Origin of the sequence: Mycobacterium sp. NPDC050441, assembly GCF_040655355.1 — a bacterium.
In the GTDB taxonomy this organism is placed as follows: Bacteria; Actinomycetota; Actinomycetes; order Mycobacteriales; family Mycobacteriaceae; genus Mycobacterium.
This window is the reverse complement of sequence record NZ_JBFAJS010000006.1, coordinates 199672-226276: the sequence shown is the minus strand read 5'-3', so window position 1 is coordinate 226276 and position 26605 is coordinate 199672. Positions and strand designations below refer to the sequence as shown.

27 protein-coding genes are annotated in these 26605 nt (G+C 66.2%); 15 read left to right on the top strand and 12 right to left on the bottom strand.

Features of this window, described 5'->3' with window-relative positions; genetic code table 11:
- The 3 genes from AB0I14_RS19480 to AB0I14_RS19470 are packed head-to-tail and all read right to left on the bottom strand — an operon-like array spanning window position 1 to window position 3294.
- Window positions 1–750 (bottom strand): SDR family oxidoreductase, encoded by a 750-nt coding sequence (locus tag AB0I14_RS19480; protein WP_358024967.1) that lies wholly within the window; start codon window positions 748–750, stop codon window positions 1–3.
- On the bottom strand, window positions 747–2009 hold the full coding sequence (locus AB0I14_RS19475) for an MBL fold metallo-hydrolase (RefSeq protein ID WP_358024965.1): 1263 nt from the start codon (window positions 2007–2009) through the stop codon (window positions 747–749). Before AB0I14_RS19475 ends, AB0I14_RS19480 begins: the two co-directional genes overlap by 4 nt.
- 13 nt (window positions 2010–2022) lie before the next feature.
- Window positions 2023–3294 (bottom strand): sulfotransferase, encoded by a 1272-nt coding sequence (locus AB0I14_RS19470; protein ID WP_358024963.1) that lies wholly within the window; start codon window positions 3292–3294, stop codon window positions 2023–2025.
- Between the two features lie 56 nt (window positions 3295–3350).
- Between AB0I14_RS19470 and AB0I14_RS19465 the strand changes: the two genes are divergently transcribed.
- Window positions 3351–4250: a helix-turn-helix domain-containing protein gene (locus tag AB0I14_RS19465; protein ID WP_358024961.1), complete on the top strand. Its 900-nt coding sequence runs from the start codon at window positions 3351–3353 to the stop codon at window positions 4248–4250.
- Between the two features lie 64 nt (window positions 4251–4314).
- On the opposite strand, the gene AB0I14_RS19460 is transcribed toward AB0I14_RS19465, so the two are convergent.
- Together AB0I14_RS19460 and AB0I14_RS19455 are read right to left on the bottom strand one after the other, a co-directional pair.
- On the bottom strand, window positions 4315–4638 hold the full coding sequence (locus tag AB0I14_RS19460; protein ID WP_358024959.1) for a hypothetical protein: 324 nt from the start codon (window positions 4636–4638) through the stop codon (window positions 4315–4317).
- A 181-nt stretch (window positions 4639–4819) separates the two neighbouring features.
- Window positions 4820–5272 (bottom strand): hypothetical protein, encoded by a 453-nt coding sequence (locus AB0I14_RS19455; protein WP_358024957.1) that lies wholly within the window; start codon window positions 5270–5272, stop codon window positions 4820–4822.
- A gap of 91 nt (window positions 5273–5363) precedes the next feature.
- Here AB0I14_RS19455 and AB0I14_RS19450 point away from each other — a divergent pair, with 91 nt between their 5' ends.
- Window positions 5364–6032: a helix-turn-helix domain-containing protein gene (locus tag AB0I14_RS19450; RefSeq protein ID WP_358024955.1), complete on the top strand. Its 669-nt coding sequence runs from the start codon at window positions 5364–5366 to the stop codon at window positions 6030–6032.
- A 17-nt stretch (window positions 6033–6049) separates the two neighbouring features.
- On the opposite strand, the gene AB0I14_RS19445 is transcribed toward AB0I14_RS19450, so the two are convergent.
- Window positions 6050–7039 (bottom strand): LLM class F420-dependent oxidoreductase, encoded by a 990-nt coding sequence (locus AB0I14_RS19445; RefSeq protein ID WP_358024953.1) that lies wholly within the window; start codon window positions 7037–7039, stop codon window positions 6050–6052.
- Between the two features lie 96 nt (window positions 7040–7135).
- Between AB0I14_RS19445 and AB0I14_RS19440 the strand changes: the two genes are divergently transcribed.
- The 6 genes from AB0I14_RS19440 (at window position 7136) to AB0I14_RS19415 (ending at window position 12042) form a co-directional block, all read left to right on the top strand.
- On the top strand, window positions 7136–7561 hold the full coding sequence (locus tag AB0I14_RS19440) for a pyridoxamine 5'-phosphate oxidase family protein (protein WP_358024951.1): 426 nt from the start codon (window positions 7136–7138) through the stop codon (window positions 7559–7561).
- A gap of 4 nt (window positions 7562–7565) precedes the next feature.
- Window positions 7566–8162 carry a class I SAM-dependent methyltransferase gene (locus AB0I14_RS19435; RefSeq protein ID WP_358024949.1) on the top strand — a complete coding sequence of 199 codons (597 nt, stop codon included), beginning with the start codon at window positions 7566–7568 and terminating at the stop codon, window positions 8160–8162.
- Between the two features lie 143 nt (window positions 8163–8305).
- Window positions 8306–9130 carry a type VII secretion target gene (locus AB0I14_RS19430; protein WP_358024947.1) on the top strand — a complete coding sequence of 275 codons (825 nt, stop codon included), beginning with the start codon at window positions 8306–8308 and terminating at the stop codon, window positions 9128–9130.
- An 18-nt stretch (window positions 9131–9148) separates the two neighbouring features.
- Window positions 9149–9934: a hypothetical protein gene (locus tag AB0I14_RS19425; RefSeq protein ID WP_358024945.1), complete on the top strand. Its 786-nt coding sequence runs from the start codon at window positions 9149–9151 to the stop codon at window positions 9932–9934.
- Window positions 9935–9948: 14 nt separating this feature from the next.
- The gene (locus AB0I14_RS19420; RefSeq protein WP_358024943.1) at window positions 9949–11301 is read left to right on the top strand and encodes an NlpC/P60 family protein; all 1353 of its coding nucleotides are present in this window, start codon (window positions 9949–9951) and stop codon (window positions 11299–11301) included.
- Window positions 11302–11331: 30 nt separating this feature from the next.
- Window positions 11332–12042 (top strand): sensor domain-containing protein, encoded by a 711-nt coding sequence (locus AB0I14_RS19415; RefSeq protein ID WP_358024941.1) that lies wholly within the window; start codon window positions 11332–11334, stop codon window positions 12040–12042.
- Between the two features lies 1 nt (window position 12043).
- Here AB0I14_RS19415 and AB0I14_RS19410 read toward each other — a convergent pair whose 3' ends face one another.
- Entirely contained in the window at window positions 12044–12589 is a 546-nt protein-coding gene (locus AB0I14_RS19410; RefSeq protein WP_358024939.1) for a helix-turn-helix domain-containing protein, read from the bottom strand.
- Between the two features lie 76 nt (window positions 12590–12665).
- On the opposite strand from AB0I14_RS19410, the gene AB0I14_RS19405 reads away from it, so the two are divergent.
- From AB0I14_RS19405 to AB0I14_RS19395, 3 genes are read left to right on the top strand one after another with little or no spacing between them, the layout of a single operon-like run.
- Complete coding sequence (locus AB0I14_RS19405; protein WP_358024937.1) at window positions 12666–13874, top strand: FAD-dependent monooxygenase; 1209 nt, start codon at window positions 12666–12668, stop codon at window positions 13872–13874.
- Window positions 13875–13902: 28 nt separating this feature from the next.
- Window positions 13903–14325, top strand: a complete 423-nt coding sequence (locus AB0I14_RS19400; protein WP_358024935.1) for a PPOX class F420-dependent oxidoreductase — start codon at window positions 13903–13905, stop codon at window positions 14323–14325.
- Window positions 14326–14335: 10 nt separating this feature from the next.
- Entirely contained in the window at window positions 14336–14782 is a 447-nt protein-coding gene (locus tag AB0I14_RS19395) for a TIGR03618 family F420-dependent PPOX class oxidoreductase (protein WP_358024933.1), read from the top strand.
- A gap of 16 nt (window positions 14783–14798) precedes the next feature.
- Here AB0I14_RS19395 and AB0I14_RS19390 read toward each other — a convergent pair whose 3' ends face one another.
- The 3 genes from AB0I14_RS19390 to AB0I14_RS19380 all read right to left on the bottom strand — a co-directional run bounded on the left by AB0I14_RS19390 (window position 14799) and on the right by AB0I14_RS19380 (window position 20097).
- Window positions 14799–16622, bottom strand: coding sequence for a S9 family peptidase (locus AB0I14_RS19390; RefSeq protein WP_358024931.1), 1824 nt, complete (start codon window positions 16620–16622; stop codon window positions 14799–14801).
- A gap of 103 nt (window positions 16623–16725) precedes the next feature.
- A complete protein-coding gene (locus AB0I14_RS19385; RefSeq protein ID WP_358024929.1) occupies window positions 16726–18873 on the bottom strand; it encodes a 3-hydroxyacyl-CoA dehydrogenase NAD-binding domain-containing protein in 2148 nt (715 codons plus the stop codon).
- Between the two features lie 12 nt (window positions 18874–18885).
- A complete protein-coding gene (locus AB0I14_RS19380) occupies window positions 18886–20097 on the bottom strand; it encodes an acetyl-CoA C-acetyltransferase (protein WP_358024927.1) in 1212 nt (403 codons plus the stop codon).
- Between the two features lie 187 nt (window positions 20098–20284).
- Between AB0I14_RS19380 and AB0I14_RS19375 the strand changes: the two genes are divergently transcribed.
- Window positions 20285–20752 carry a hypothetical protein gene (locus tag AB0I14_RS19375; RefSeq protein ID WP_358024925.1) on the top strand — a complete coding sequence of 156 codons (468 nt, stop codon included), beginning with the start codon at window positions 20285–20287 and terminating at the stop codon, window positions 20750–20752.
- Between the two features lie 87 nt (window positions 20753–20839).
- Here AB0I14_RS19375 and AB0I14_RS19370 read toward each other — a convergent pair whose 3' ends face one another.
- Window positions 20840–21946, bottom strand: a complete 1107-nt coding sequence (locus tag AB0I14_RS19370) for an alkene reductase (protein WP_358024923.1) — start codon at window positions 21944–21946, stop codon at window positions 20840–20842.
- A 169-nt stretch (window positions 21947–22115) separates the two neighbouring features.
- On the opposite strand from AB0I14_RS19370, the gene AB0I14_RS19365 reads away from it, so the two are divergent.
- Window positions 22116–23282, top strand: coding sequence for a pyridoxal phosphate-dependent aminotransferase (locus AB0I14_RS19365; protein WP_358024921.1), 1167 nt, complete (start codon window positions 22116–22118; stop codon window positions 23280–23282).
- Here the strand turns inward: AB0I14_RS19365 and AB0I14_RS19360 are convergent.
- Window positions 23279–23575: a WhiB family transcriptional regulator gene (locus AB0I14_RS19360; RefSeq protein WP_358024919.1), complete on the bottom strand. Its 297-nt coding sequence runs from the start codon at window positions 23573–23575 to the stop codon at window positions 23279–23281. The genes AB0I14_RS19365 and AB0I14_RS19360 overlap by 4 nt on opposite strands.
- A gap of 304 nt (window positions 23576–23879) precedes the next feature.
- Here AB0I14_RS19360 and AB0I14_RS19355 point away from each other — a divergent pair, with 304 nt between their 5' ends.
- On the top strand, window positions 23880–25277 hold the full coding sequence (locus AB0I14_RS19355; RefSeq protein ID WP_358024917.1) for an APC family permease: 1398 nt from the start codon (window positions 23880–23882) through the stop codon (window positions 25275–25277).
- A complete protein-coding gene (locus AB0I14_RS19350; protein WP_358024915.1) occupies window positions 25274–26596 on the top strand; it encodes an amidohydrolase family protein in 1323 nt (440 codons plus the stop codon). The genes AB0I14_RS19355 and AB0I14_RS19350 overlap by 4 nt, the downstream gene beginning before the upstream one ends.
- The last annotated feature ends 9 nt before the right edge of the window (window positions 26597–26605 follow it).

The window sequence follows — 26605 nt, the reverse complement described above, 5'->3', positions numbered from 1 at the left end:
TTACACGCAGTCCGAAGCACCGTCGACGACAAAGACCGCGCCGGAGGTGTAGGCGCTCTGCTCGGTACACAGGAACGCGACCGCAGGCGCGATCTCCCCGACGGATCCGAAGCGCCGCAGCGGAATGTGCGCCAGCTCGGCATCCACCAGTTCCGGGGCGAACTGCATGGGAGCGGTCATCGGGGTGTCGATTGCACCAGGGGCCACCGCGTTGACCCGGATGCCCTTGTCGGCCCATTTGACGGCGAGGTTGCGGGTGACGCAGATGATCCCGGCCTTCGCTGCACCGTAACCGGGGACCAGCGGGACCGCACGCAGCGCCGACATGGACGCCAGGTTGACGACGCTGGCGCCGCCCTCGGCCGTCGACGCCTTCAGCGCCCGGTACAGACCCATTGTCAGCCGGTACGGCCCGGTGAGATTCACCGCCACCGATGCGTCGAATCCATCCGGTTTCGACTCATCAAGGCCCCCGGGGAAGTTCGCGCCCGCGTTGTTGACCAGGACGTCGAGGCTGTCGAAGCCTTCGGCCACGGCGTCCACCGAATCACTGTCGGTGATCAGCAACTGCCGGTACGTCATACCGGACAGGTCGGTGTCGTAATCCGTTGCGGCGGTTTTGGTCCCGGTGACGGTGACCTCGGCCCCGGCATCCCGGAACAGAACAGCCGTGGCGTGCCCGATCCCACTGGTGCCGCCGGTGATCAGGGCGGTGGTCCCGGTGAAGTCGAAGTTGATGCGTGCGGTCATGAGTTCCTCGCTGCCAGTTGACTCAGAGTGTTTTTGAGCCATGCGGTTTCCCAGAAGTTCGTACTGTCGGCGAGCAGTCGTTCATGCGCCTGCCGCAGGACGTCGCGCGCCCCCGGATGGTCGGGTCCGACCAGCTCGGCCAGATGGATGGCGTGCAACGGGCGGTCGGCTTCCAGGTGTGCCCGCGCCCGCCCCACTATGGCCTCGGCGCCGGCCAGTTCGACGATGTCCGCGGTGACGGTATCCAGCCCCACCGGATACAGCTCGGTGGTGGAGCGGTGGTGAAACCATCCGGAGTAGTTCTCCCAGATGGCCCGCACATCCCAGGCCACCTTGCCGTATCCCTGTCCCACCTCGAACTCGGCGGGCAAGGTGATCTCGCGCATCAACGTGCCGACGTCCTTGCCGGCGTTCATCCCCGCGACGGTCTCGTCGTGGATGTATTGGATCGCGCCGCGCAGCCGGGTGAGTTCGGCGTCGATGCGCTCAGCCCCGGCGATGGGCTCGAAGTGGCCGGTGACCAGGAGTTCGGGCTGCAACGCGCGAACCTTCTCGACCGACGCGATCGCGGTGAGCGCGTCGCGGTACCGGTCGCCGCGCATGGTGACCAGGTTGGGGATGTGCCCGAATATCGGTCCGAAGGTGTTTCCGCACAGGCAGATTCGCTCGTCGGGCAGCCAGACCACCAGGGAGTCGGTGGTCTCCCCTCCGGGCACCGAGATCAGCTCGATCCGGCGCCCACCGACCTCGACGGCCAGCGTCTCGTCGAAGTCGATGTCGACGGTGGGCATGCTCTGGGCGGCCAGACGCTTGGTGCCGAGGCGTTGTTGGATCGCCTGGATGCCGGTGGCCAGCTTGTCGCTGAAGGCGAAGGCGCTGCGGCTCGCACGGTATGGGATCAGCCGGTCGTTGTCATCGCGCCACGTGGTCCAGTTCGCCTGCGCGACAACCTGAGTGTCCGGGTCGCGCACGCTGTCCAGACCGCCGACGTGGTCCACGTGCCCCTGGGTGAAGATGATGTAGCGCACCGGCGAGGAGTCGACGGCGTCGAAGTTGGCCCGGTGCACCGGCCCCTCGAAACCCATGCCGGTGTTGATGATCACCCGGCCGTCGTCGGTGGTCAGCAGGTAGGAGTTCGACAGGCCCGGTGAGCACCACAGCCCGGGTGCGATCTGCTGGGCCGCCGCGGCGGAGGCGGGTGCCAACGCATCGGCGCCGGGCCTGCTGCGGTAGACGGGTTCGAACGGTGTGCTGGTCATCGCGGACGTCTCCTCAGCTCTCGGGCCGCACGTCGAACCGGTCGAAGTAGAAATCGAACCGGCCCCGCAGGTCCTCGGCCGAGACGCCGAAGTGCCGTTGCAGGTCGTAGCGGATGCGGCCGTGCTTGCCGCGCGGATTGCCATCGAGATACTGCTCGAAGCGCTGGCGCACCTTCGATGTCAGTTCGACTCCCCCGCGGGCGTACAGCTGTTCCAGCAGCGGCAATTCATTGCCGCCCAGGTGGTGGAAGGCGACGTCGATGCTGCGGTCGGCCGGCACCAGCTCGCGGTCGCGCACGCAGGCGCTGAGCAGCCGGTGCACGCGGTCGCCCCAGTAGTCCAGCAGCCAGCCGGGGTCGATGCTGGTGCGGCGCATCCGGTCTCCGTAGGCCATCATCGTGATCGCCGACTGGATCACCGCGACGGGATCACGATGGGTGAAGGCCACCGTCGCATCCGGGAAGGTCGCCATCAGCGGGCCCAGTTGCTCACAGTGCTGGGGGCTCTTGAGCACCCAGGTCCGCGGGCCGCGCAGGAAGGTCAGCGCCTGCAGCACCTTCCTCAGGTACGCGTAGTGCCGGGTCTGGTCGAGCCCCAGGTAGTAGTCCCGCCAATCAGGCACGCGCGCATGCCATTCCAGGACGTACGAGGCCAGGTCGAGGTCGAGGATCTCGACCTCTTCCTCGATCGCCTCCGGGTACCTGTCGTGCATGGCGGCCACCAGCGGGGTGCTGGCCATCAGGGCTTCGTGTTCGGCTTTCACCCGTGCGTAGCGCGGGTCGACGCCATGGATGTCGGGGCCGCGCCCAAGCGCAGGAATCGGCTCCTGGCTCTCCCAGTACGGCAGCGCCCGCCGGCGCGGGTCGGCCGCGATGAGGTTCACCAGATGCGTGGTGCCCGACCGCGGCATCCCGACGACGATGAAGGGCGCTTCGATCGGGATCGACTCGATCTCGGGGTACCGCTTGATCAGATCGGTCAGCGACAGCCGGTTGCGAAGCAGCCGAACCACTCTGGCGCGCAAGGTCATTCGGGCCAACTGGGTGAGCCCGGTGTCGGCCTCGATCGCGGCGACGTGTGCGGTCAGCCGGTCAGTGAATCCGTCGGTGTCGGCGAGGTCGGCTTGATCTCCCAGGCCGGCCTGCATGCGCGCTTCGGCCAGCATCGCCTCGATGTCGAGAACGACCGGGCGGGACTCGGTGTACTCGAGGATCTGCCGTTGCAGCTCGGTGAGCCGCGGCGCCGCCAGGTCGTCGAACTCGATGACGTCAGCGGCGCTGCCCATTGATCACTCCCGGTGCGACTTGTGCATGTCGAGTATTCGACGTACCGTTCGAAAATATGACGCTGAAGGTAGACCGGCAGAACACCGCCAGTCAAGTGCCGTCGCCGCCGACCGAGCGGGTGATCGCCGTGATGCAGCTGCTGGCGGCCGAGCCCGACCGGACCTTCACCCTCGCCGACATCTCCCGCCGGCTCGACATCAGCCGCGCCACCGGGCATGCCATCCTGACCACCCTTGCCCTGCACCGGTGGGTGCTGCGCGACGGCGAGAGCGCGGGCTACTCCTGCGGGCCGGCGATCGCCACACTCGGCCGCCCGGCGAATCACCGCGGGTTCCGGCCGGTGCTGCACGCCCTTTCCGAATCGGTTGGCGCACAGGTATTCCTGGCTCACCGGGACGGGGCCAGCCTGCAGATTGTCGAGACGGTCGGTGAGACGCTCACCGCCCCGCGCATCGGCACCGACTTCCGGATCCCGCTGGTGGCTCCGTTCGGCCGCGACTACATGGCGTGGGCCCCCGAGCCGGCGCAGCAGGCCTGGCTGGACGGTGTGGGGCAACCGTCGCCGCAGCTGCGGAAGCGTCTGGCGGCGGTCCTCGGCGAAGTACGCCGACGCGGATATGTGGTCGAACGGCTCAGCCGCGAGTACGTCCGGGTCTACTCCGCCTTGCATGCCCTGGCGGGCGAGGGCGAGCCCGACGCCATCACCCGGCGCCTGGCCTGGTCGTTCGCCGACCTCACCCTCGTCGATTACCTGCCGGACGAACTCGACGACTCGGGCACCCACCGCGTCGCCACCGTCTCGGCCCCGATCCGGGACGCCGACGGGCTGGTGACGATGTCGGTGACCGCGGCACCGTTCGCCGCGCTCACCGCCGACCAGGTACACGAACTGGGCACGCACGTCTGCGACTCCGCCCGCCTGATCGAAGACCGTCTACAAGGAGCAAGCACATGAAGGTGGCGACGGTTCGACTGACCTCGCCGGCGGCGCCGACACGTCCTGCACACGCCGGCGGAATTCAAATCACCCGGAGTGAATCTCCCTCATAACCGAACCGGGCCCGCAGTTGAACGAGCAATCGCTCGGCCTCGGCAATGCGCGCGTACAACCGGACAAGTGCCTCCGGCATCGGCGCTTCGGCCACTCGGCTGCGTTCCCGAAGCTGTCGCCACCGGAGTTCGGTGGCCGCGAGAAGGTCGCGCAGCTCGGCGATTTCGCCGATCAGAATGTCCTCGAACAGCCGCGATTGGGCGATGTCAGCGCTGTGCACGGGCCTGGAACAGTCAACCGGCGAGGCCGCGCGCGAAGCCACGCGCGGCAGGGGGTTGAACACCGCGGCCACATCGGCCCCGACTGTCGGGGCAGAGATGTGTCCGCTCCCGAATTCCCGTGATATCAGCGTCACGTGAGGATCATGGAGCACTTCCCGGCGCCAATCCACCGCAGGTTTCACCCGGCATACCTTTGGCGGCCATCTGCCAGTCATGCGATGTACGTTTGACGACTTTCCCGAGCGGACGCGATCAATGCGTACCGGAGCGATGCCAGGCAGGGTCGTACACCGAGGCCAACCGGGCCAGAGTCAACGCCGCCAACAGCAGCCCGAAATCGCGCAGCGCGATGTCGTAGAAACCCGGGTAGCTCGCCAGGTTCACGATGATCCCGGCGAGCCACGCGGCGACGATGTAGGCCGCATACCTCGGCTTGACGGCCACTGCCACGCCGGCCACGATCTCGATCACGCCCACCACGAGCATGGTCGGGTGGGTTCCGAGCGGACTGAGATCTGCGATCCACGGCGCCAGATAGCCATCCCAGTCGGTCAACAACTGGGTGAACTTGTCGACGCCGAAGACGATGGGCAACAAGGTAAAGCCGATACGCAGCAACGCGTAGGCCCCATAGGCCGGGTCCTGGCGGGCCCGTTCAACCGCCAAGGACCCGGAGTGACCGATACCAACATTTGAGGTGGTCATAGCCCTTCCTTTCTAAAAACATAATCTAATGTTTTTAGACTCGACCCCCGCGACAGATTTTGTCAATAGTTTTTGGTGTTAGAGTGGGGCGATGTTTCCCCGGGCCGCCCAACCGGCGGCCATGTCAGCGCTGAGCACCCTCGATGACCCCCTGCGCCGCGAGCTCTACCAACTGGTCGCCGACAGTGACGAGCCGGTTTCCCGCGAGGACGCGGCCGCGGCAGCCGGGATCGGACGCACCCTGGCGGCCTACCACCTGGACAAGCTCGCCGATGCCGAGTTGCTCGCGGTCACCTACCAGCGTCCCGACGGACGATCGGGCCCCGGCGCGGGGCGGCCGGCCAAGCTGTACAGCCTGGCCGAACGCGAGCTGGCCGTCAGCGTGCCGCCTCGCGACTACCAATTGCTTGCAGGAATACTCGTGGCCTCGATCGAGCAGGACACCGACGGCGCGGTGCGAGCGGTGGTCGAGCAGGCCGCGCGCGACGCGGGCACGCGGGCGGCTCACGACGCAGACGGCGATCTACTCGACGCCCTGCGCGGCTGTGGATACGTGCCCCGCACAGACCCGGACGGGAGGATCTCGCTGCGGAACTGCCCATTTCATGCCGTGGCCCGTGATCACCTCGACGTCGTGTGCGGGTTGAATCTCGAACTGATCCGAGGCGCGATCGCCGCCAGTTCATCGAATACTGCACACGCAGAACTCAATCCACGTCCTGGACACTGCTGCGTTTTAGTGCACGACGCCGCTCACTGATATCGCGCTCTGTCAGGTCAGCCCAGTGCAGGGATGACCTCTCGCTCGAACAGTTCGATACCGGACCGGTCGTACGCGGCCTCGGGGAAGTACAGAATGGCGTACTCGCAGCCGAGGTCGCGTAGCCGCTTGAGCTTCTCGATCGCCTGTTCGGGTGTGCCGCTTGCCGATTCGGGTGCGGTGACGTTGGCCAGCATGGCGTCGACGGTGGCCTCCCCGGCCACCGGCACCTGCCGGGCCCGCAGCCGCGCGACGCGCTCGGCGACGTCGGCCTCGGATTCGCCGATGACGGCGTTGAAGTTGGCCGACCGCACGATCGCGTCGTAGTCGGTGCCGACGTCGCGGCAGTGCCCGGCCAGAACCTCCGACTTGTGCGCGAATCCCTCGGGTTCAGAGGTGAAGTTGGTGTACTGCGCATACTTGGCCGCGATGCGCAGCGTCACCTTCTCCCCGCCGCCGGCGATCCACATCGGTATACCGTTGCTCTGCAGCGGCTTCGGGGCCACGATGGCGCCGTCGACCTGATAGTGCTTGCCGTCGAAGCTGACCCGACCGTCGCGCCAGGCGTCGCGCATGATCTGCACGCCCTCATCGAGCCGGCCCAGCCGCACCCCGGCCGATGGGAATCCGTAGCCGTAGGCACGCCACTCGTGCTCGTACCAGCCGCCGCCGATACCCATCTGCACGCGACCACCCGAGATGATGTCGGTGGTGGCGGCGATCTTCGCCAGATAGGCGGGGTTGCGGTAACTCATCGCGGTGCACATCTGGCCGAGTTTGATCCGCGACGTCGTCGCCGCGTACGCGGCCATCAACGACCAGGCCTCGTGGGTGGCCTCGTCGGTCGGCACCGGCACCGTGTGGAAGTGGTCGTACACCCACAGCGAGTCCCAAGCACCCGCGTCGGCGTAGGCGGCCAGGTCACGCATCACCGGCCAGTGGTTTTCGGTGGGAATGTCGACGAGGTCGAGACGCCAGCCCTGCGGGATGAAGAGTCCAAAGCGCATGGACCCCGACTCTACGACTCCAGGCGCCCAGTGGCCAGATGTCGCACTGAAACCGTTGCCCGGCAACTTTTTTCAAACCAGGTCTAGGCTGTCATCATGCCTCTTTCCAAGGATGAACGCGAACAGTTTCTGGCCGAACCGCACATCGCCGCACTGTCGGTGTATGCAGGCGACAAGCGCGGTCCGCTGACCGTCCCGATCTGGTACCAGTACGCCCCCGGTGGCCAGCCATGGCTGCTGACCGGCACCGGGTCCCGCAAGCACCGGCTGATCGAGGCGGCCGGTCACCTGAGCTTGATGGTCGAGCGGCTCGATCCGACGGTGCGCTACGTCGCCGTCGACGGTGCGGTCGACCGCATCGAGCCGGGCACCGATGAGCAACTCGTCGAGATGACCAAGCGCTACCTGGCCCCGGAGAAGGTGGAGCCTTATCTGGAGTTCGCCCGCCGCGAGCAGGGCGACAGCGTCGCGGTGTTCCTCAAACCCGAGCACTGGCTGTCCTCGGATCTGGGAGCGCTATAGCGTTGTGAGTTCGCGCCAACGTTTGTTCCGGTGGCTGTACCGGCTCGGGTTCACACCCTGGGACGGCCACCCGTTGGCGCACAGCCTGACCGTTCTGGTCGAGGGCACCCGCAACTCATTGACGTCCCCGGGGACCGCGCTCGACGTGGGCTGCGGTACCGGGGACAACGCGGTGTACCTGGCCAGACACGGTTGGCGGGTCACAGGTGTGGACTACGTGGCCAAACCGCTGAAGAAAGCCCGCGCCAAGGCCACCGGGCTGCCCGCAATCTTCGCCAAAGCCGATGTGACACAACTGAGTTGGTCGGGCATCGGGGCCGGCTTCGATCTCATCGTCGACAGTGGCTGCCTGCACGGCATGAGTGCCGACGATCGCGACGCCTACGTCCGGGAAGTCAGCGCGGTAGCCGCCCCCGGCGCCCAGCTGCTGATCATGGCGTTCATCCCCGGTGCGTCGATGGGCGTGCCCGGCATCGGGTTCGACGAAGTCCAACGACGCTTCAGCGGGGGCTGGACACTGCTGTCCAGTGGGGATGAGCCGGCGATGGACCAGAACGGGGCGAACGGGGCGCGGTTCTATCTGTTCCGGCGCACCGCATAGGTTCGGCGCCCAAGACCAGACCTCGGTACACCCCGCGGCAACAATCCGCACATTCCGCAGGAAATCCACAGGTACTTCACAGCCGTTCTGTCGCAACAGAATTCGTGTCATGACAGGTCTAAGAGTGCCATTAGGCTTCCGATATGACCTCGCCGCTGCGCGTGAATCCGTCGACCCTCCGGTCGGCCGCAGGCGATTTCGACCATCTGGGCACCGACAGCGCCGGCACCGACGCAAACCTCCAATTCTCCGCACTTCCCGCTCAGCTTCCCGGTTTGAGCAGCGGTGACGCCTGCCAGCAGGCCGGAACGACCGTGGACGCCGCATGCCGTCGGGTGGCAGACCAGTACGCCAAACTCTCGAACAATCTGAACTCGGCAGCCGATACCTACGAGAAAACCGACGCCGAGCTCGGCAACAAGGTGAAGAAGGCCGGCGACGGCGTCGACAAGCCCGACGACGGAGGAGACGGCACCGCTCCCCCGCCGGCCGGCCAACAGGGTCCCGAGTCCATTCCGGTCGACCAGGTCACCTACGACAAGGGGTCCTGGCCCTCGGGTCAGGACGCCACCCGCAACTACATCAACCAGGCGCTGGACCAACGTGGCGTCACCGACCCGGCGGCCCGGCAACGGTGGATGGACGCGTACCTGACCTTGACCGAGCACGAGTCGTCCTACAACCCGATGGCGATCAACGACTGGGATGTCAACGCCAAGCCGCCGAACTCGACCTACACCGTGTCCGACGGCTACGGCAACGGGTGCTCGCGCGGGCTCGCCCAATGTGTCCCCGGAACCTTCGCCCAGTACCACCAGCCCGGAACGTCGAACAACATCTACGATCCGGCCGCGAACATCGCCGCGTCGATGAACTATCTGGTGGGGGCGTACGGCGTGAATCCCGACGGATCCGACATCCGGGCGAAGATTCCGCAGACGAACCCTGGCACCCATCAAGGGTACTGATCGATGACAGGAGAATTGGTGAAGCTCACGCGCGCAGTCTCGATCGTGCTCACCGCGGGCGCCATGGTGGCGGGCCTGACGGCATGTCAGAACAGCCCGGTTGCCGGCACACCCAGCCCCGATACCGCTGCCACGACCACAGGCATGGTGCACCCCGCGACGAGTCCCGCACCAAGCCCTACCGCCAGCCCGGGAGCCAGCCCGGTGTCGACGACGGCTCCGCAGGACGCGTCCGTTCCTACCGCCGCGTGGATCCACTCCAACCGCCTCCCACTCAACGGCTCTGCGCACTGGCCCAATCTGGCTGACTCCGCACAACCGCTGGGAAGCAACACATTCCGGATCGACAGCCTCTGCGCAGGGACGCCGGTGCAGGTCGCCGGCAGCGAGAACGCGAGTTCCCTGATCGATCGTGGCGACGACAACTGGTCGGTTCAGCAGGTGATCGTGCACTATCCCGGCGATCCCTGGACCATGGGCCAGACCGCGCACGCGATGTTCACGGCCCTGCAGGGCACCCTGGCCGGATGCCAATCTACGTCGCCCACAGCGCAACTGACCATGACCACCCCGAAGCAGTTCTGCCCGAGCATGCAGCGCGGCGGCTGCAATCAAGTGGCGGCCGAAATTCGCCTGCCGGACAAGCACACAACGGCACACGTGTACCTGGCAGTCGTGGGAAGCGCGGTGACCGAACTGAGCGTGTGGTCCACCGGAACGCCTGCGGCGCCGTGGCAGGACCATCCCGACGAGGATGTGTTCGCCGCCATGAACCCTCAGCTGTGCTCGGTCTGGGAATGCTGAGGAACTGACCCGACATGACGATGACGATCTCCGGGGTGAGCAACTCACACCCCGAGCAGTTGACCGATGCCGGACAGCGCGCGGCGGATTCGGCCGGCAAGGTCGCCCAGCAGATCGCCGACGGACACGGCACCCTCAAGAGGCTGGACGACGGGTGGAAAGGCTCGGCGGCCGATGCCGCGAATGCCAGCGCCAACCGCACTTTCACCGATCAGCAGAAGGTTGCCGACACGCTGCAGCGGCTGCAATCGGTCCTCACCGACGGCGGCAGCCAGTTGTCGCTGACCAAGAACAGCGTCACCGAAGGCGTGAACAGCCTCAAACAGCAAGGCTTTCAAGTAGCCGACGATGGCACTGTATCCGTCCGACCCGGCAGCGCGCTGGACGTGATGTCGAAGAAGAACCCCGTCATCGCCATGCAGCTGCGCCGGCTCACCGCCGCCAACTCCGTCAAACTCAAGACCCTGCTGGCCCAATTCGACAGCCAGGACCGAAAACTCGCCGATGCGATACGCAAGGCCACCGACGGCCTGAACCCGGCCGAGGACAAGCCCAAGGACCCGAACACTCCACCGCCACCGCCTCCGGACCAGCCGAAGCCCAACACCGACGACACCAATGCGCCGGTTCCGGGCCCGGATGCCAAACCGGGCGACCCCGGGTACAAGGTGCCCCACGCACCCGGCGATCCGGCGGAGGTGCCCCCGAAGCCGGGGTGGAAGGTGGACGCCAAGGGAGAGACGAATCCGCCCGGGTACCCGCCGCAACCGCCGGGCGAAGCGCGCGATCAGAATTGGCGTGACTATCTCAACGGGAAGAACGGCGACGGCACCCAACGTCCGTCGGGACAGCCTCCCGAGGCCTACCCACTGCCGGAGGCGGTCACCGACAAGAAGCTCAAGATCGTCGGTGCGGCCGAGAACCAGCAGGGCACACGGTATGTGTGGGGTGGTGGCAGCAAGGACGGCGCAACCTCAGGGGCACCGGCCAAGGGGACTGATCAGTACGCGGACAAGATGCACGACTACGAACACACCGGATTCGATTGCAGCGGCCTGTCCGAATATGCGATCTACCAGGCCACCGGGTACGACCCGGGCAAGGGCACATCCGTGCAGTATCCCAACATGACGGAGGGCGCCGGGGCGTTCGGGTCGGTGGTGCAGACCGGCGACAAGCTGGACACCTCGCAACTGCAACCCGGCGACGTCATCTACTACGACGGCGGCCAGGGTGTCGCGGGGGCACACGTCGCGATCTACATGGGCAACGGCGTCACGGTCGAGACAAATGAGTCCGGCACGCCCGCACATTCACAGGCAGCGACCACATCCAACGGCCCAGTCCGCGTGGTGCGGCCCAACTGAGTCCTCGACGATCCGAGCCAGGAGACCAACATGAGAACAACCGCCCTCAACGTCCTTTGCGTAGCCACCTTGCTCACCGTGAGTGCCTGCCATTCGCAAGGCCCGTCGACCGTCGGAGCCACCCCGCCCGCCACCGCCCCTCACGCGGCCTCCGTCACCGCCACCCCGGTGGACACCACAACCGCACCTACCGATCCGGCAAAGCTCACCTTGTCTGTTGACGCCCTGAACAGCGTTGTGCAGCAGGCAAACCCCGGCGCCGCAGAATTCGACTCACTGGACCCGGCCGAAACCACGCCGCGAGTACCGGATGCGGGACCGATGGCGGTGTGCGATGGGGTGAACACGCTGTACTTCGCCGCGGGTTCCCCGGCCACCATCAAGTACGTCTCGCAGTGGGCGGGCGCGCCCGGGCAGCACTCAGTCAGCCAGGCAATCGCCATCTACGACAGTGCTGCCACGGCATCGCAGAAATTCGCACAGCTCACCGCCGGGGTTCCCGCCTGCGCCACGGCGTCAGCGGGTGACGGCATCCCGTTCACCGTCACCCCGGGTGAGACCGGACCTGACGTGGTGCGCTTCACCCAGAAGCGCAAGCCCAATCCCAGTCTTTCAGGCGGAAGCTCCGGCAACGCCACGGAATACCGGCTGGCGGGCTCGGCGATCGTGGGGGTGTCATCCACCGAATCGGCTGCCGCCGTCACGGCAGTCGCCGGCAAGCTCGTCGGCAAGCTCGGCTGATTCACAACCCGAGCGCGGCCATCGCCCCGTCGACTGTGGCCGTGCGCAGCTGCTCGCAGGGGACGTCGGGAAACTGCAGGCAGCAGTCCTGCAGCCCACCGAAGGCGATGACCGCGCGGGCCGACTGTTCGAGGGTGGGCCTACGGCCGAACACCAGCACCCCCAGCCGGGCCCGCCAAGCCAGCAGTTGGTCGATCAACCCCAGATCGACCAACGTGGTCAGCTCGGAAACGATCAGCACGAGATCGGCGCGGTGCCGGTAATGAAAGTCGAAGTAGCCCTCCAGAAGTTCCCGCGCTGAGGCCCGGGCGGCTCCGCGTTTGCGTTCCTGCTCCGCGATGAAGGCCTCCCCCTCGTCGATGAGAGGTTGCAGAATGCTGCGGACCAGCTCCTCGCGTGACCGGAAGTGGTAGTACAACGCGGGTTTGGTGATACCGAGGCGGTCGGCGATGTCCTGCAGGCTGGTGCGCACCACGCCCTTCTCGGCGAACAGTTCGCGCGCCACATCCTGGATGCGCTGCCGGGTATCCAATACAGGCTTGGCCACGTAGCCACCCTAACTTACTTAACGATAGGTAAGCTCACGACAACAGCACTTACCGACCGTTAAGTAAGGGGGCATCATGAAGGTACTCATCTCCGGCGCCAGCATCGCCGGGCCGGTTCTCGCCTACTGGCTGTCGCGACACGGGGTCGACGTGACCGTGGTGGAACGCTCGCCCGCCCTACGTAAGACCGGCGGCCACGCCGTCGACCTGTTCCGGCCCGCCATGGAGATCTCCGAACGCATGGGTGTGCTGTCCGACATCGAGGCGCATGCCACCGGCACCACCGAGATGATCATCCATCGACCCGGCACGTCGCGCCCTACCCGCCTGGACTACGTCAAGATCATGGGCGCCATGTCCGACCGCCACGTCGAGATCATGCGGGACGACCTCAGCGAGATCTATTTCCGAGCAGGCCGCGACGACGTCGAATACCTCTTCGGCGACACCATCACGTCGATCTCGCCCGATGGTGACGTGACGTTCGAGCACAACGCACCCCGGCACTTCGACGTGGTGGTGGGAGCCGACGGGCTGCACTCCGGTGTGCGTCGTCTGACGTTCGGCGACAACGTTTCCGAGAGCTTCCTCGGCGGCTATCTGTCCGTGGTCTCAGTGCCGAAGGACCTGGCCCGTGACGGCGAGATGACCGGCTACTTCAAACCCGGCCACATGGCCGGGATCTACACCGCCGACCATCTCGACGATGCCCGCGCGGTGTACATCTTCCGCCCGGGCCAACCGCTGGATTACGACTACCGCGATGCGGACCGCCAAAAGGCGCAACTGCGCGCCGCATTCGAACACATGGGTTCCGAGGTGGACCGCTGGCTCGCCGAGGTGGAGCGGACGCCGACGTTCTACTTCGACGCCATCACCCAGCTGCAGATGACCACGTGGTCGCGGGGCCGGGTGACCCTCGTCGGGGATGCCGGCTACTGCCCCGGCCCCGCGGTCGGAGGAAGCACCAGCCTGGCGGTCTACGGCGCCTATGTCCTGGCCGCCGAGATGGTCCGCGCGGGTGACGATTACGCCGCGGCGTTCGCCTCGTATGAACGCACGATGCTCGAGCCGGTTCAGGGCAGCCGAAAGCTGGCGCGCGTGAACGCGAAAACGGTGGTGCCCATGAGTGGGTGGGGCATTCGCGCCCTCGTGGGTGCCGGGCAGGCGATCTCGCTGCTACCGCTGGGATTGGTCCAATCACTCGCTCGGCTCAACACGAAGGGCGTACGGCTCTACGACACCATGCCGTTGCCCGCCTGGCCGGCCTCCTTGACCAGATGAGCACGCGCGGCGGGCGTAGCGTGGCCGCATGGACGCACTTTCCGACGAGGTGATCGCGTTCCTGTCCGAAGGCACCCGCACCGCTGTGCTGAGCTGGGTGGCGGCCGACGGCCGACCGCTGGCCGCCCCGGTGTGGTTCGTGGTCGACGACGGAGCGCTTGTCTTCAACACCGGAAAGGGCACGGCCAAGGGCCGGGCACTTGCCCGCGACCGGCGGGTGACGCTGTGCATCGACGATTCCAACCCGCCGTTCGCGTTCGTCCAGGTGCAGGGCACGGCCTCGATCAGCGAGGACCCCGACGACCTACTCGCCACCGCGACCCGCATCGGCGGCCGTTACATGGGCGCCGACCGCGCCGAGGAATTCGGCAGGCGCAACGGGGTGCCGGGAGAACTCGTGGTGCGGGTCAAACCGACGAAAGTCCATGCCGCATTCGACGTGGCAGAGTGAGGAGATCAGCGTGACCGAGGTATCCGCATTCGCCGACATGCTGTCCCGCGATCACGGTCTCTGCGTGCTGAGCACCCTGCGCGGGGACGGCAGCATCCAGTCGTCGGTCGTGAATGCCGGCGTGATGGCACACCCGACAACCGGTGAGCCCGTCGTCGCCCTCGTGGCGATAGGCGGCGCACGCAAGCTCCAGCACCTGCGTGCCGATCCCCGGGCCACCGTCGTCGCCCGCGCCGGGTGGCAATGGGTCACGGTCGAGGGCACCACGCAGATCATCGGCCCCGACGACCCGCATCCAGGCACCGACGCCGAGAGATTACGACTGCTGTTGCGTGCCGTCTTCGAAGCTGCCGGCGGCACCCACGACGACTGGGACACCTACGACCGCGTCATGCGCGAAGAGCGTCGCACCGCGGTGTTGATCTCTCCCACCCGGGTCTACTCGAACCCCGGGTGAACCCCGCAGTGCCGCTTCACTCCGCGCGGCCACCCAGGTGCTTGGCCAGGAAGTGGTCGACGCGGCGGTAGAAGTCCAGCCGGTTCTCCGGCTTGGCGAAGCCGTGACCTTCGTTCTCGTACATCACGTATTCGTGGTCGATGCCGTGCTCGGCCATCGCCGCGACGATCTGCTCGGATTCGGCCCGCTTGACCCTGGGGTCGTTCTCACCCTGACCGATCAGCATCGGGATCGTGATCGCGTCCACGCGGGACAGCGGCGAACGGGACCACAGGAAGTCCGGGTCGTCCCCAACTCGCTTGTGCCACAACTGGATCATCGGCTTCCAATACTCTGGGAAGGAGTCGATGAGGGTGTTCAGGTTGGAAGGACCGACGATCGAGACCGCGCAGGCGAACACGTCCGGCGTGAACGTCGCCCCGATCAGTGCCGCGTAGCCCCCGTAGGAGCCGCCGTAGATGGCGACCCGCTCGGAGTCGATATAGCCCTTGCCCACCAGATGGTCGACAGCGTCGAGCAAGTCGTCGTGCATCTTGGCGCCCCATTCGCGGTTGCCCGCGTTGAGGAACTCCTTGCCGTAGCCGCTGGAGCCGCGAAAGTTGACCGACACAGTGACGTAGCCGCGGTTGGCCAACCACTGCGCCTCGGGGTCGAAGCCCCAGCCGACGCGGGCCCACGGCCCGCCGTGCACGTTGAGCACGGCGGGTAACCCGGAGCGCTCCACGCCGGGCGGGAACGAGAGGTAGCCGTGAACGGTCAGGCCGTCGCGGGAGGTGAAGCTGAACGGCTCCATCGGCACCAGCGGGAAGTCGTTGAGCTCTGGGCGATGGTCGAACAGGAACGTCGGAGTCTGCGAGGCCCGATCCCAGGAGTAGAACTTCACCGGCCCGGCGTCCTGATTGAAGGCGACCAGCCAGGTGCCGTCGTCGTGGCTCCGGTCGGTGATCGCCAGATCCCCTGGGCTCAACTGCGTGAGCGCCGCGATGTCGCCGCGAATCGACTCGTCGAAGATGCGGTACTCCAACCGTTCGCCGTACACGATCGCGGCCTGGATTTCACGGGTGTCCGGGTGCAAGACCACGTTGCTCACGTCGTACACCGGGTCCTCGGCGAGCACCTCGATCGCCCCGGTCGCGATGTCCATCGTCACCAAACGAGCGGTGTTCGAGCCGACCGACAGCAGCAGGTACATCGCCGAGCCGTCGCCGTTGAAGGTGATCGGGCCCGTAGTTTCGGCATCCTCGGGCGGAACGTCCAACAAGGTTCGCCACTCCGACTCTTCGTCGTCGCGCACCAGGATCGTCATCCCACCCTCGGCAGTCGGCTGCAGGGCGCCGCGTACCCGCATGTCTCTGTCGATCACCCAGCCCACGAAACCGGGGTTTTCCACCACCTTGCGCAACTCGCCGGTGGTCAGGTCGAGGTGGTACACATCGTGCAGTTGCGGGTTGTCCTTGTTGATGCCGACGAGCACATCATTGGGAAAGCGTTTGGGAAGACTGATGATTCGGCATTGCACGTCATCGAATGGGGTGAGGTCGCGTTCGACACCGGTGTCGAGGTCGACGTCGTAGAGCCGGAAGTTCTCACTGCCGTCGCGGTCGCGCACGTAGAGGATGTGTCGATTGTCGTACGCCCAGACGTAGTCGAGGATTCCCCGATCGGTGTCGTGCGTGACCGGCCGATCATCACCGGACCCGATGACGCCGACGAACACGTTGAGCACGCCATCGAGCGGAGCCAGGTAGGACAATCGCGTCCCGTCGGGCGAGATCTGCGCGGCGGCACGCTCCGGATTGCCGAACAGCACTTCGATCGGGATCAACGTCGCATCCGCCACTACAGCCCCCTTGTTGTCGGTATTTCTCAATACTGCCGCACGGTTGGCCGACGACCAGACGCAAAAGCCCCCGACTTGCGTCGGGGGCTTTTGACGTTCTGACTCAGGACTCCAGTGAGGCCGGCGGCAGGAAGCGGTCGCCGTAGCGGGCGGCCAGTTCCTTGGCCCGGGCCACGAAGGCCTCCTTGCCGACACCGAGCTCGCCCTGGTAGCCGACGATGAACTGCGCCGAACCACCGGTGTACGGCGGGAAGCCGATACCCATGATCGAGCCGATGTTCGCGTCAGCGGTCGAGGTGAGCACGCCCTCGTCGATGCACTTCTGGGTCTCCAGCGCCTCGGCGAACAGCATGCGGTCGATCATGTCCTGCAGCGGCAGCTCGACCGAACCCGAATTGAAGGTCTCCTTCAGCCCCGGCCACAGCTGCGTCCGCTTGCCGTCGACGTACTCGTAGAAGCCCGCACCCTTCAGGCGCGACGGGCGACCGAGCTCGATCATCTTCTCGACGACGACCTCGTTCATCTGCTTCTCGTAGGTGCCGCCGGCGGCTTCGATGCCTTCCTTGGTGGCAACGGCGATCTTGTGCATGAGCTCCAGGTTGAGCTCATCCGACAGCTGCAGCGGCGCCGCCGGGTAACCGGCCTGCGAACCCGCCTGCTCGATCGACGCGGGCGCAACGCCCTCGCCCAGCATGGCCAGCGCCTCGTTGACGAAGGTGCCGATCACGCGGCTGGTGAAGAAGCCACGGCTGTCGTTGACCACGATCGGGGTCTTGCGGATGGCGAGCGTGTAGTCGAACACCCGGGCCAGCGCCTCGTCAGAGGTCTTCTCGCCCTTGATGATCTCCACCAGCGGCATCTTGTCGACGGGTGAGAAGAAGTGGATGCCGATGAAGTCCTCCTGGCGCTTCACGCCGGTCGCCAGACCGGTGATCGGCAGCGTGGAGGTGTTCGAGCCGAGCAGTGCGTTGGGCTCGACGATGTCTTCGATCTCACCGAACACCTTGTGCTTGAGTTCCTGGTTCTCGAACACGGCCTCGATGACGAAGTCGACGCCCGCCAGATCCTGGGGATCGGCGGTCGGGGTGATCTTGGCGAGCAGCGCCGCGGACTTCTCTTCGGTGGTCTTGCCACGCTTGAGCGCCTTGGCCTCGATGGCCTCCGAGTACGCCTTACCCTTGTCGGCGGCCTCCTGCGTGACGTCCTTGAGCACGACGTCGTAGCCGGCCTTGGCCGACACGTAGGCGATACCGGCGCCCATCATGCCCGCGCCCAGCACGCCGATCTTGCGGATCTCCTGCTTGGCGATGCCCTCGGGGCGCGATGCGCCGCCATTGATGGCCTGCAGGTCCAGGAAGAACGCCTGAATCATGTTCTTGGCGGTCTGGCCGGTGACCAGCGAGACGAAGTAACGGCTCTCGATGCGGCTCGCGGTGTCGAAGTCGACCTGCGCACCCTCGACCGCGGCATCCAGGATGGCGCGCGGGGCGGGCATCGGGGCACCCTTGAGCTGCTTGCGCAGCAGTGCCGGGAACGACGGCAGGATGGCCGCCAGAGCCGGGCTCGACGGGGTGCCGCCGGGCATCTTGTAGCCCTTGACGTCCCACGGCTGGGTGTGGGCTTCAGGGTTGGCCTTGATCCATGCCTTCGCGGCCGGGATCAACTCATCGACCGAACCGACGAGCTCGTCGACCAAGCCGGTGTCCTTGGCCTTGGACGGCGAGAAACGGGTGCCCTGCGAGAGCACCTCCATGAAGGCCTTCTGGATACCGAACATGCGCACGGTGCGGGCCACGCCGCCACCGCCGGGCAGCAGGCCCAGGGTGACCTCGGGCAGGCCGATCTGGCTGCCCTTGACGTCGGCGGCGATGCGGTGATTGGTGGTCAGCGCGATCTCCAGGCCACCACCGAGCGCCGCACCGTTGATCGCGGCGACGACGGGCTTGGGCAGGGTCTCCAGCTTGCGCAGGTCGGCCTTGATGGTCTCGACCATCTCGAACGCCTCGGCGGCGTCGTCCGGGCCGATGTTCATCATGCCCTTGAGGTCGCCACCGGCGAAGAAGGTCTTCTTCGCGCTGGTGATGACCACACCGGTGATCGAGTCCTGCTCGGCCACAAGGCGTTCCACAGCGTTGTGCATGGATTCCTTGTAGTGCTCGTTCATCACGTTGGCCGAACCGGTCGGGTCGTCCAGCGTCAGGGTGACGATGCCGTCGGCATCCTTGTCCCACTGAATGGTGTTCTCAGCCATTGGTCATATCTCCTAGACGCGCTCGATGATGGTGGCCACGCCCATGCCGCCGCCGATACACAGCGTGATCAGGGCACGCCGAGCGCCACGACGCTCGAGCTCGTCGACCATGGTTCCGGTGATCATGGCGCCGGTGGCGCCCAGCGGGTGGCCCATCGCGATGGCGCCACCGTTGACGTTGAGCTTCTCATCCGGGATGTTGAGGTCCTTCTGGAACTTCAGGACGACCGAGGCGAAGGCCTCGTTGAGCTCGAACAGGTCGATGTCATCGACGGTCAGACCGGCCCGGTCCAGCACCTTCTTGGTGGCCGGGGTGGGGCCGGTGAGCATGATGACCGGGTCGGCGCCGCTGGTGGCGGTGGCCACGATGCGGGCGCGCGGGGTCAGGTTCTGCGACGCTCCGGCGCTTTCGCTACCGATCAGCAGCAGGCCGGCACCGTCGACGATGCCCGAGCTGTTGCCACCGGTGTGGACGTGGTTGATCTTCTCGACGTAGTGGTACTTCTGCAGCGCCACATCATCGAAGCCACCCATCGCGCCCAGACCCTCGAAGGCCGACTTGAGCTTGCCCAGGTCTGCCGCGGTGGTACCGGGGCGCATGTGCTCGTCATGGTCGAGGACGACGAGGCCGTTCTGGTCCTTGACCGGGATGACGGACTTGGCGAAGTAGCCGCCGGACCAGGCCGCGGCGGCTTTCTCCTGCGAGCGCGCCGCGTAGGCGTCGACGTCGTCGCGCGAGAAGCCCTCGATGGTGGCGATCAGGTCGGCGCCGATGCCCTGCGGCACGAAGCCGATGCGGTAGTTGGTCTCCGGGTCAGAAGCCCAGGCGCCACCGTCCGAGCCCATGGGTACGCGGCTCATCGACTCGACGCCACCGGCCAGCACCAGGTCGTCCCAGCCGGAGCGGACCTTCTGGGCGGCCAGGTTGACGGCTTCCAGGCCCGAGGCGCAGAAGCGGTTGAGCTGGAATCCACCGGTGGTCTCCGGCAGCTTGGCCACCAGTCCGGCGGTGCGGGCGATGTCGCCACCCTGATCGCCGACCGGGGACACCACGCCCAGGATGACGTCGCTGATCAGCGTCTCGTCCAGATCGGGGTACCGCGCGCGGATCTCCTGGATCAGGCCGACAACCAGGTTGACCGGCTTGATCTCGTTGAGTGCGCCGCCGCGCTGCTTGCCACGGGGCGTACGGATCGCCTCGTAGATGAAGGCTTCTTCGGACATGTCTGCTCCCCTGCCGTATCGGCGTCCAGGTTCAGGTTGGGTTGTGGAACCGCCCAGCGAATGTGGACAGTCCTCTGAACGGCAGCGTAGCAGCCTCGCCCAACCCGTTGGTTGGGCCTGTGCTCAGCATCTCCTTGAACCGGTGCCGGCGACGTCTGAAGAACCTCCGATTTGGTTGACTTGCCGCATGAACGACCTACCCGAGGAAATCGAGGTGCGGGGTACCGTGCTGGACCGCATCGGACTCTCGGAGGAGCTTGTCTGCTGGTCGGCCGCTCTGCCCGGTGACGAACCGCGCACGGTCAGCATCGTCGTCGAACCTGCAGGGCCGCCGACGGATGCGGCCGTCAACTCCGCAGCGGAGGCGATCGCCGGATTCGACGGGCTGGCGGCCGCCGCTTCGCGCTATCTCGTCGCCGAGTTCACCGATCCAGTATGGGCGCTCGACGCGGTGGACCGCGCACGGCTCGACGGGCCGGAGGCGCCGTTCGGCATGCCCGAGGCGATCATCTGGGCCGACGGTTCCTGGATGATCCGCTTCGCCGAGTGCGGCCTCGCAATGGGCGAGGAGTTCGGTATCGGCGTGCGTTTCGACGGGTCGGCGCCGGTGGCCATCGAGGACCTGTCCAGGGCGACCGAGATCGAGACGGACTGACCACGCTCACTGTCCACTCTGCGAGCGTGGCCAACTCCCACCCCCACTTTCCGGCTTCACCGCAGAATCAACGTGCAGTAGAAGCCGTCACGCCGAGCGGGGCGCCTCGATCTCGATCAACGACGGGTAGTCGGTGTACCCGATCGGCCCGGGCGCATAGAAGGTCGCCACGTCGGGCTGGTTGAGTTCGGCGCCCAGGATCAGTCGATCGATCAGGTCCGGGTTGGCCAGAAACGCCCGCCCCACCGCGGCCGCGCTGATAGCGCCCCACTTCGCATAGCCCTCCAGCGCAGAGAAGTCGGTGCCGGTGCCACGGCCGGTATTGAGGACGAACGTCCCCGACCACAAGGCGCGGATGACGCCGAAGGCCCGGGTGGCCGGGTCGATGAGCACGTGCAGGTAGGCCAGGCCCAGCGGGGCGATCCGCGCCAGCAATGCCTCGTAGGTGGCGACGGTGTCGTTTTCTCGCATGTCACCGGCGGGGTTTCCGGGCGAGATCCGCAACCCGACCCGGCCGGCACCGATCTCGTCGACGACGGCCTCGACCACCTCGGCCGTCAACCGGGCCCGGTTCTCCGGCGAACCGCCGTAGGCATCGGTGCGCTGGTTGACGACATCGGAGGCGAACTGGTGCAGCAGGTAGCCGTTCGCGCCGTGGATCTCCACGCCGTCCATACCGGCGTCGATCGCCCGGCGCGCGGCGGCCCGGAACTGCTCGACGATCGCCGGGATCTCGGCGGTGTCGAGCGCCCGCGGCGTCTGCAGCGCCTGCTTACCGGTGGGCGTGTGGGTGACCACCTCGGCGGCGATCGCCGAGGGCGCGACGGGTTCGAACCCGCTGATGTCGGGGTGGGCCATCCGGCCGACGTGCCACAGCTGGACGAACATCTTGCCGCCGGCGGCGTGCACCGAATCCGCGATCTCGGCCCAGCCGTGCTGATGGCGGTCGGTGTAGATGCCGGGGGTGTTCATGTAGGCGCCGTTGGCGGTCTCGGCGACGGCGGTGGCCTCGCTGATGATCACGCCCGCACCGGCGCGCTGCGTGTAGTACTGCGCGGCCAGCGGCGACGGGGTGCCGTCGGCATCGGCACGCGAACGCGTCAGCGGTGCCATGAACAGACGGTTGGTGGCGGCGGTGTCGCCAACCTGGATCGGCTGAAGCAGTGCGGCGTCGGCGTTCAGTTTGTAGCTCACGCCGCTCTAAAGCGTCGAGGGCCCGGCAATCATTCCCGCTGCGCGATCGCCGCCGCACGATCGCCGAGCCTGCACCCAGAGTGCCGAGCCTGCGTCCAGATCGCGGATTCGCCGATTTTGGCGATCTCACCGCAGTCTCGGTGGGCAACCACGCCTACGCTCGACCACCATGACCGTCCGCAGACTGCAGCCCTTCGCCGTCACGATCTTCGCGGAGATGTCTGCGCTGGCCAGCCGGCTGGGCGCGGTCAACCTCGGCCAGGGTTTCCCGGACGAGGACGGCCCGGCGGAGATGCTCAAGGTCGCGCAGAACGCCATCGCCGAAGGCCACAACCAGTACCCGCCCGGCCTGGGTATCCCCGAGTTGCGCCACGCGATCGCCGCGCAACGCAAACGCCACTACGGCATCGACTACAACCCCGACACCGAGGTGCTGGTGACCGTCGGCGCCACCGAGGCCATCGCCGCATCGGTCCTCGGCCTGGTCGAGCCGGGCTCAGAGGTACTGGTGATCGAGCCGTTCTACGACTCCTACTCCCCCGTGATCGCGATGGCCGGGTGTGTGCGCGTCGCCGTGCCGCTGGTCGCCGAGGGCGCCGGGTTCGGGATCGACATCGAGGGCCTGCGTCACGCCATCACTCCCAAGACTCGCGCATTGATCCTCAACTCCCCGCACAATCCCACCGGCGCCGTGGCGTCGGACGCCGAGTTGCGCGCCATCGCGGCGCTGGCCATCGAACACGACCTGCTGGTGATCACCGACGAGGTGTACGAGCAGCTGGTGTTCGGCGTAGAGCACCTGCCACTGGCCGGCTATCCCGGTATGGCCGAGCGCACCGTGACCATCTCCAGCGCGGCCAAGATGTTCAACGTCACCGGCTGGAAGATCGGCTGGGCCTGCGGGCCAGCCGAATTGATCGCCGGGGTGCGCGCCGCCAAGCAGTACCTGAGCTATGTCGGCGGCGGCCCGTTCCAGCCCGCGGTGGCCCACGCGCTCAATCGCGAGGACGGCTGGGTGGCCGACCTCCGGAAGTCGTTCCAGGCCAAGCGGGATCGGCTGGGCAACGCACTGGCCGACCTCGGGTTCGAGGTGCACGACAGCCGCGGCACCTACTTCCTGTGCGCCGACCCGCGGCCGCTGGGCTATTCGGACAGCACACAGTTCTGCGCCGAGCTGCCGCACAAGGCCGGGGTGGCCGCAATCCCGATGTCGGCATTCTGCGACCCTGGGGCTCCGCACGCCGATCTGTGGAATCACTTGGTGCGCTTCGCTTTCTGCAAACGCGACGACACCATGGAAGAGGCGATCCGCCGACTCGAGGCGTTGCGGGTCTAGCTTTCGTCGCTCAGCTTGACGGCACGCTCCCTGGCCGTCATCGCACCCCAGATGCCGTAAGGCTCGGGAGCGGACAGGGCATGCGCGCGGCACCGGTCGAGCACCGGACAAGCCCGGCAGATCGCCTTGGCCGCGTCCTCCCGTCTGCGTAGCGGGCGCCCGCGAACCGCCTCCGGGAAGAACACCTCTGCCGAATGGCCCCGGCAGAGGCCGCGCAGCTGCCAGCTCCACTCATCGAACGCAGGCGGCGGCAGGTTGCGTGGACAGCGGTAGACCGGGAGCGCCTGTCGCACAACAAATTCCGGTTCCTGGCGGTCGAACAGTGTGCGAGACAAAGCGTTCACCCCTTTGAGCGAAGTGGCGTGTGGCCTGCCATGCTGCCAGTCCCGCTTACCGCGCCACCCCGTCACCATGTAAAGAATCGACCGCAGATCGCTACACAATGTCGGGCCATTTCGGCCCGCCGTCGGTGATCAGGTGGTATGGGCCGGCGAGCAGAGCGCCATCGTCATGTGCACCAAGCGCCTGCGGCATGTTCGGGGCCGTCCAGCTCACCTAAATTTGCCCCGGTCCACGTTGTGCCCTTAGGAGGTCAAGATGACTGAAGAAAGCCAGCCGGGGTCTGGCGTCTCGCTCAAACGGGTCCTGACCCTGCGCTACCTGATCGTCTTCGGCCTGGCCTATCTGGCGCCCACCGTCGTGTTCAACTACTACGGCATCATCACCAGCCTCACCGGCGGCCTGATGGCGCTGGCATATGTAATCACCACGATCGTCATGTGCTTCACCGCATACAGCTACGCCGCAATGGTGAAGGCGTATCCGGTGGCAGGCTCGGCGTACACCTACGTACGCAAGGCGGTCAATCCCTGGCTCGGGTTCCTCACCGGCTGGGTGATGCTCGTCGACTATTTGCTGTTGCCGATGATCTGCTACCTGCTGGTCGGCATCTACATGAACCAGTTCGTCCCCGCGGTGCCGACCTGGCTGTGGGTGGTGGCCGCCGCCGTCATCGGGGCCTGGACCAACATCTCCGGAGTGCGCACCACCGGGCGGATCAACACCGTCATCATCGGCGCACAGGTGCTGTTCTCCGTCGTACTCATCGTATTGATCGCCAGTTATGTGGTGCGCGGCAACGGCACTGGATCGTTGTTCGTCGGATCGGCGCTGTTCAACCCGGGCACCTTCGATTCCGGCAACGTACTGCTGGCCGCCTCGATCCTGGCGGTGTCGTTCCTGGGTTTCGACGCGGTATCCACCATGGCAGAGGAGACCGTGGACCCCGCCAAGACCGTCCCGCGCGCCATCATGATCGTGCCGATCGCCGCCGGACTGGGCTTTGCGGTGATCTCCTATTTCACCCAGATCGCCTGGCCTCAGGGCTATCACGAGATCACCAACCAGGACGCCGGCATCTTCGAACTGCTCGAACGGATCGGCGGGACAACGCTTTCCACGGTATTCCTGGTCACCGACAACCTGGCCAGCCTGATCTGTGCGATGGCCGGATTGGCCGCCGCCTCGCGAATCCTGTACGGGATGGGCCGTGACGGGGCCCTGCCGAAGCGGTTCTTCGGCACGTTGCACAGTCGGTACCGCACCCCGGTCAACAACATCGTGCTGACCTCATTGATCGCACTCAGCGCGATCTTCTACGCCGAAAACCTCTCCGGTGCGGCATCGTTGATGAGTTTCGGCGCCCTCACCGGTTTCGTGCTGGTGAACTACTCGGTCATCAACCACTACTTCATCCGCGGTCACCGGCGTCAAGGTTGGGATGTAGTTCGGTTCCTGATCGTGCCGGGTGTCGGGGTACTGGTGAGCCTGGTGCTGTGGTTCAACGTCGACACTTCGGCCAAGATCCTCGGCCTGGTCTGGCTTGCGCTCGGAGTCGGCTATCTGGCCTTGAGTACCAAGGGTTTCCGCGAAAAACCGGTGGAACTACGTCTTGACGAAGATCACGAACTGGAACAGGAGTCGACTCAACGATGAAGGTAGCAGCAGACTTTGCACTCACAGAGGTCAGTGTGGTGGACGGACACGGCGGACCACCCGTAGACAATCAGGCAGTCGTCGTGCGCGATGGTCGGATCGACGCGGTATTGCCGATGGCCCGGTATCGCCGCGCCGACGACGTACAGGAGCTTGCGCTCGACGGGCACTACGTCATGCCGGGCCTGATCGACGCCCATGTCCACCTGTCCGGCGGCCGGGCCCAGATCGACGACCAGGAAATCGGAGTGATCGCCGAGCCGAAGCTCATGCGGGCGGTGCGCTCGGTATATGAGGCGCAGCAGCTGCTCAAACGCGGTGTCACCGCCGCACGCGACGTGTCCTGGAACGGCCTGTACCTCAAGCGGCTGTTCTTCGAACAGCAGATCCCCGGCCCCAAGGTGATCGCCTGCGGTCCGGGCCTGACCCGCACCGGTGGCCACGCCGACCTGCATCAGTTCACCCACGACTACGTCCAGGAAAACGGCGTCTGGGGCATCATGGCCGACGGCCGCGACGAGATCATCAAGTCTGTGCGCATGCTGCTTCGCGAGGGCGCCGACGCGATCAAGGTGTTCGCCAGCGGCGGCGACAACTGGCCGCACGACCGCAATCACGATGTCCACTACTCGTTCGAGGAGTTGCAGGCCTGCGTCGAGGAGGCGCACCGGCAGAAGGGCACGGTCGTGATGTGCCACGCGGAGAACCGTGAGGCCATCAACATGGCGGTGGACGCAGGCTGCGACACCATCGAGCACGGCGAGGACATCGACGAAGAGTTGGCGGCCAAGATGGCCCGCAACGGCACGATCCTCGTACCGACCCTTCAGCTCATCGTCAACTGGTACCGCGACTTCGTCCCGGTCGGCGCCGCCGCGCAACCCAAACCGCGCCCGGACGCGTTCCTGTACCGCGACCTTTACGACAGCCACGACGAGGCGTTCGGAGCGCAGTACAGCAGTCAGGCGGTGCAGAGCTTCCAGACCGCGAAGGCGATGGGGGTCAAGATCGCGCTCGGCTCTGACACCGTCTACGAGCCGCTCACCAAATACGGCGAGTACAGCGCCCTGGAGTTGCGGGCGCTGGTCGAGTACGGGATGACGACCAGTGAGGCGATCACCGCGGCCACCAAGACCAGTTCCGAGGCGGTCGGCATGTCGCACCTGATCGGCACCGTCGAACCCGGCAAGCTGGCCGACCTGCTGGTGCTGCGCCGCGACCCGACGCAGGATCCGATGGTGCTGTACAACGCCGACAACATCTACCTGACCTTCTGCGACGGCAAACTCACCGTGCAGGACGGGATCTTCGCTTGGTAGCCGATCAGC

Coding starts and splice junctions, on each gene's coding strand:
- AB0I14_RS19480 (WP_358024967.1), bottom strand. CDS start 750: ATGACCGCACGCATCAACTTCGACTTCACCGGGACCACCGCCCTGATC.
- AB0I14_RS19475 (WP_358024965.1), bottom strand. CDS start 2,009: ATGACCAGCACACCGTTCGAACCCGTCTACCGCAGCAGGCCCGGCGCC.
- AB0I14_RS19470 (WP_358024963.1), bottom strand. CDS start 3,294: ATGGGCAGCGCCGCTGACGTCATCGAGTTCGACGACCTGGCGGCGCCG.
- AB0I14_RS19465 (WP_358024961.1), top strand. CDS start 3,351: ATGACGCTGAAGGTAGACCGGCAGAACACCGCCAGTCAAGTGCCGTCG.
- AB0I14_RS19455 (WP_358024957.1), bottom strand. CDS start 5,272: ATGACCACCTCAAATGTTGGTATCGGTCACTCCGGGTCCTTGGCGGTT.
- AB0I14_RS19450 (WP_358024955.1), top strand. CDS start 5,364: ATGTTTCCCCGGGCCGCCCAACCGGCGGCCATGTCAGCGCTGAGCACC.
- AB0I14_RS19445 (WP_358024953.1), bottom strand. CDS start 7,039: ATGCGCTTTGGACTCTTCATCCCGCAGGGCTGGCGTCTCGACCTCGTC.
- AB0I14_RS19440 (WP_358024951.1), top strand. CDS start 7,136: ATGCCTCTTTCCAAGGATGAACGCGAACAGTTTCTGGCCGAACCGCAC.
- AB0I14_RS19430 (WP_358024947.1), top strand. CDS start 8,306: ATGACCTCGCCGCTGCGCGTGAATCCGTCGACCCTCCGGTCGGCCGCA.
- AB0I14_RS19420 (WP_358024943.1), top strand. CDS start 9,949: ATGACGATGACGATCTCCGGGGTGAGCAACTCACACCCCGAGCAGTTG.
- AB0I14_RS19415 (WP_358024941.1), top strand. CDS start 11,332: ATGAGAACAACCGCCCTCAACGTCCTTTGCGTAGCCACCTTGCTCACC.
- AB0I14_RS19405 (WP_358024937.1), top strand. CDS start 12,666: ATGAAGGTACTCATCTCCGGCGCCAGCATCGCCGGGCCGGTTCTCGCC.
- AB0I14_RS19400 (WP_358024935.1), top strand. CDS start 13,903: ATGGACGCACTTTCCGACGAGGTGATCGCGTTCCTGTCCGAAGGCACC.
- AB0I14_RS19385 (WP_358024929.1), bottom strand. CDS start 18,873: ATGGCTGAGAACACCATTCAGTGGGACAAGGATGCCGACGGCATCGTC.
- AB0I14_RS19380 (WP_358024927.1), bottom strand. CDS start 20,097: ATGTCCGAAGAAGCCTTCATCTACGAGGCGATCCGTACGCCCCGTGGC.
- AB0I14_RS19375 (WP_358024925.1), top strand. CDS start 20,285: ATGAACGACCTACCCGAGGAAATCGAGGTGCGGGGTACCGTGCTGGAC.
- AB0I14_RS19365 (WP_358024921.1), top strand. CDS start 22,116: ATGACCGTCCGCAGACTGCAGCCCTTCGCCGTCACGATCTTCGCGGAG.
- AB0I14_RS19355 (WP_358024917.1), top strand. CDS start 23,880: ATGACTGAAGAAAGCCAGCCGGGGTCTGGCGTCTCGCTCAAACGGGTC.
- AB0I14_RS19350 (WP_358024915.1), top strand. CDS start 25,274: ATGAAGGTAGCAGCAGACTTTGCACTCACAGAGGTCAGTGTGGTGGAC.